Annotated in this window: 4 protein-coding genes and 1 pseudogene; 1 reads left to right on the forward strand and 4 read right to left on the reverse strand. The window is 51.0% G+C overall.

The annotated features are described in order from the left end of the window. A partial coding sequence (locus Q0614_RS02630) for an amidohydrolase (protein ID WP_298786344.1) occupies positions 1 to 1225 on the reverse strand: 1225 nt, incomplete at its 3' end. A 10-nt stretch (positions 1226 to 1235) separates the two neighbouring features. Then, on the reverse strand, positions 1236 to 2474 hold the full coding sequence (locus Q0614_RS02635) for a M20 family metallo-hydrolase (RefSeq protein WP_298786346.1): 1239 nt from the start codon (positions 2472 to 2474) through the stop codon (positions 1236 to 1238). A 236-nt stretch (positions 2475 to 2710) separates the two neighbouring features. On the opposite strand from Q0614_RS02635, the gene Q0614_RS02640 reads away from it, so the two are divergent. Continuing rightward, on the forward strand, positions 2711 to 3712 hold the full coding sequence (locus Q0614_RS02640) for a hypothetical protein (protein WP_298786348.1): 1002 nt from the start codon (positions 2711 to 2713) through the stop codon (positions 3710 to 3712). Between the two features lie 93 nt (positions 3713 to 3805). Here the strand turns inward: Q0614_RS02640 and Q0614_RS02645 are convergent, their stop codons facing one another. Beyond that, positions 3806 to 3946, reverse strand: coding sequence for a hypothetical protein (locus Q0614_RS02645; protein ID WP_298786351.1), 141 nt, complete (start codon positions 3944 to 3946; stop codon positions 3806 to 3808). Between the two features lie 373 nt (positions 3947 to 4319). Further along, positions 4320 to 4492: pseudogene (locus Q0614_RS02650) on the reverse strand (acetyl-CoA carboxylase biotin carboxylase subunit); the annotation flags it as partial.

The following is a 4492-nucleotide window of genomic DNA, read 5'->3' on the forward strand; positions in this document are numbered from 1 at the left end:
GATGTCCCGCCGCAAGCGTCGTGCCGATCATCAAATATCCGCTCTTGCCGCCCGCATCTTGCACCGAGCGCATAAAATGCGCGAAGTCCTCACATGCACCGAAGTTTAGCTCCCTTACGATTTTATCATCGTCGATAAACGGCGATGCTTTCGCCGCATCCTCGTAAAGCTGCGTGCTATCCTCATCGCTATCGCCGCCTGCAGTACCGCCCGTAACCTGCACATCGTAGCTGACGCCGTAAATTTTGGAAACGCCCTCCACTATGTCCATACATTTGGCCTTCATAAACTCATTCAGCTCCGTACTCTCGCCGCGCGTCTCGCACGCAAGATAGCCGTTGGGCGCGATGACGTTGCGTCCTTCGCCTGCGCGCAGCACGCCGACGTTGATACGCGTGACGCCGTCTGCGTGTCTAGTGATACCGTGCATATCAAGCGCCATCTCGGCTGCGGCGAGCAGAGCATTGGCTCCGTTTTGCGGCGCGCCCGCTGCGTGAGCGGACTTGCCTTGTAAATTTACGTCAAATTTAGTAGTCGCAAGCAGCTTTTTGGTACCGCAGATGATACCTCTCATAGTGGTCGCCTGAAAGCCGATATGACCGCCAAGCAGATAATCCACGCCCTTGGTGACGCCCGCAGCTTCCATACCTACGGCGCCTCTGGTACCCTCCTCGGCGGTTTGGAAGATAAATCTAAATTTACCGCTAAAATCGTCTAGGCTCTGCGCGATCAGCTTTGCCAGAGCAAGCCCCATCGTGATATGCCCGTCGTGCCCGCACGCGTGCGTGATGCCGCTAATATCGGAGCGAAAGCCCTCCTTAAAAGGGCGGTGGTCCGCGTCCGTGCTCTCGGTCACGTCCACGCCGTCTATGTCAAATCTAAAAGCGACCGTCTTGCCCGCGCGCCCCGTGTCTATTTCGGCCACGAGACCCGTTAGCCCATCCTCCATCGCATCAAGAAATTTTATCTGATCTGCGTTTAACAGCTCTTCGGCGCGCTGCTTCGCCTTCTCGCAGGCGTCCTTACTGCCTACACCCTGTCTGGCTTCAGCCTTTACCACCTCGCGACCGAGCTTTATCTCATAGCCCAGGCGCTGCATACGATCTGCGATAACCGCGGTCGTAAAAAAGGTAAACCAGCCCGTCTCGGGATGCGAGTGGAAAAACCTGCGATCTCCGATCATCTCGCCCTTGAGCGCCTCTACTTTTTGTGCAATAGCATCCATCTTCTCTCCTTTATTTTTTGGCTAAGCTTAACATCGCCGCGGCTAAAACCTTCGTAGCGGCGAAGGCGTCGTTCCAGTTTATGCTTTCATTTACGTTGTGGCTGATGCCGTCCTTGCACGGCACGAAAAGCATCCCCACGCGATCCGCAAGCTCCGTCATATTCATCGCGTCGTGTCCCGCGCCGCTAGGAAGCCTCAGGCTTGGAATTTTAAGCTCGCCGGCACAGCTCTCAAGCAGAGCTATCATCTCCTCGCTTAGCTTTACGGGGCGATCCTTGATGAGATTTTTTAGTTCAAATCTGCACCCTCGGCGAGCGCAAATTTCATCTATCGCGGCGCAAATTTGATCGTCCGCCGCCCTGAGCGCCTCCTCGTCTATATCGCGTATATCAAGACCTAGCGTGCAGGCGCCCGGGATCACGTTTAGCACGCCAGGCAGCGCGTTTGCATAACCCGCCGTCGCGACCGTGGTTTTGCCTGCCTTTGCGATCCTCTCCGCGCTTAAAACGATCTCGCTAGCGCAAGCTAGGGCGTCGCAGCGCATATCCATCGGCGTAGCGCCGCTGTGATCGGCTCTACCCTCGATCCGTAGCTCGTATCGCACGGGCGCGGCGATACCCGTGACGACGCCTACGGGGATACCCCGCCTCTGCAATACCGGCCCCTGCTCGATATGAAGCTCAATATAGCTATGAAAGCTGGCTTTGGGCAGGATGCAGTTTTTTAAATTTGCGGGATTTAGCCCGAAACTCTGCATCGCATCAAATAGCGAAATTCCGTCCCCATCCTTTAGCTCGCCCAGCCGCTGCCGCGATAGCTTGCCGCTAATTATCTTGCTGCCTACGGTCGCCATTTTAAAGCGGCTTGATTCCTCGCAAACAAAGACGATGAGCTCCAGCGGTCGCGCAAGCTCCTCGCCGCTATCTCGCACCGCGCGGATCGCCTCCAAAGCAGCCATGACGCCCAGCGTGCCGTCGTAAAAGCCGCCCTGCGGCACGCTATCGATATGCGAGCCCGCGCTGACGGACGGCAAATCGGAATTACTGACGCCGCTAAATTTAGCGAAAATATTGCCCATATCGTCGATTTTGATCTTGAAATTTTCTTTTTGAAGTAGCGATATGAGGAAGTCGCGCGCCGCTTTATCCTCGCGCGAAAATGCAAGCCGCGTAAGCCCGCCGCCCGCCAAAGCCCCAAAGCGGCTTATCTGCTCAAACTCGCTTTTAAAGCGCTGCATGTTTATGTCCATAAATCCCCTTTTCTTAAAAAAATTTATGAATACGGCATTTTAATATTAAATTTATATAACAAAGCTGAAATTTGTCTATCGCGGCGGCAAATAGGGCGCTAAAACGGTGCAAGCAGAGCTGTTTTAAAATAACGTTTAAATTTCATTTTACCTTTTGGGCTTTAAAATCGCGACGAGCCTGCTTAACTTCAGACTAAACGGATATAATTACCGCAAAAATTTAATGAGGAGCAAGGATGGAACAGGGCTCGCTAGAGGGGCTTTATGAAAAGCTAAAGCAATTTGATAGGTTGGCGGATAAAGAGGAGTATCTGTTTGATGCGATAAAGGGCGCCATCGAGGCGGAAAATTTCGAATTTGCCGCGCAAATTTGCGACTTTGTGCTAAATGATGAATTTGAAAAATTCGGCGCGGTTTTAAGAACCAGAGCGCTAATGTGGCTCACGGGCTACATCGCGCAAAATCTGAAAGAAAGCGAATACCCGAATTTTGGCGACTTTGAAAGCTGCCTGTGGAAATTTAAATGGATCGTCTCGGGCGTCGCCAAAAGCTCCATGATAGAAAAAGAGCTCATAGATGAGGTGAACGAGGCGATGCTGTTTTACTACGAGCGCTTGGAGCTATCGCTAGCCTCCTACTACAAGGCTTTGATGAATCAAAACATCGACATGGGCGATGCTAGAGAGGCGAAGGCAAACTACGAACTGTGGAAAAAGCTCGCCAAAGACGATATGGCCGACTGCGAGGCGTGCGAAGCAAGCGATGAGATAGCGTATTTAAATTTTGCTGGGGAGCACGAGGCGGCGCTGGGGCTTGCCGAGCCGATACTCTCGGGCGAGCTAACCTGCTCTGAGGTGCCGCACATAACCTACGCGCCGATACTTTTTAGTATGATAGCGCTAGGCAGGACCTGGAAGGCAAAAATCCTGCTGCCAAAGGCCGCGGCGACGATCGAGTCAAATCCTCGCATCATAAACATGGTCGCGCCGCTAATCGAGATCGCCGTTAGACTGGATGAGCGCGAGATGGCGCTAAGCTTAGCTCGCAAGCACTCGCGTGCGATCCTTGATGGCAATGACGATCTAAACGACCTACGATTTTTCATCGCAGCTAGCGCGTTTGGCGATGAGGGCGACTACAAGACGGCTTTTGAGCTGGCGGGCAAATTTGATGCTAGAAATCAAAACTTCTACTGCGCCGATTATCTGAATAAATTTTACGAGGAATTTGGGAGTTGAAATTTTGACGGTTTAAGGGCCTGGCGCGCTTTGCCTATAAATCAGTCGTCGTTTCTAGCGCGCGGCAAATAATCGTAAATTTGCAGCTCGATACTACTTCACGCTCGCAACGGCGAGCGCGATAAAATTTACGCCAAACGGACGCGAGCGGCTCGTGCGATAAATTTTATACCGCTTACTCGCGTATATCGGTAACCGATCGCCGAAATAGATGATAGAGCACGTATGCGGCATTAAATTTTACTCGGTCGGTGTGGATGAAAGCAAAATACCATAGCGGCGCAATCAACGCTAAATTGCGCAGACGCAAGCAAATATCTGCGGCGACACAAAACATATGTCTAAATTTCAACCGCCGCAGAACGTAAAATTTAAACCGAGCCCAGCATTTATCTCGCCGTAAAACACGCACGACGATGTATCTTGCGCGCCTTACCATCTAGATTTAGCGGTAAATTTAATAGCAAAATTTGAAGCGTGGCGCGACGAAATTTTAAAACAAAATTTCAAGTAGATTTTTAAATATAAAATTTCAAGAGGAATCTTAAATTTAGAATTTCAAATAAATTTTAAAATTCCAAGAGTATCATCCCTTGGAATTTTAAATTTAATGTTTGGCTAGGTAATTTGTATCGTAGTTATTATCCACGAAATCGGGGTTGTTCATCATCCTAAGATGAAAATCGCGCGTCGATTTTATGCCGCCGATGATGAGCTCGTCTAGCGCAACCTTCATTTTTGCGATCGCGCGCGCGCGGTCCTTGTCGTAGACGATGAGCT

The sequence above is a fragment of the uncultured Campylobacter sp. genome (assembly GCF_937997595.1).
Lineage (GTDB): Bacteria > Campylobacterota > Campylobacteria > Campylobacterales > Campylobacteraceae > Campylobacter_B.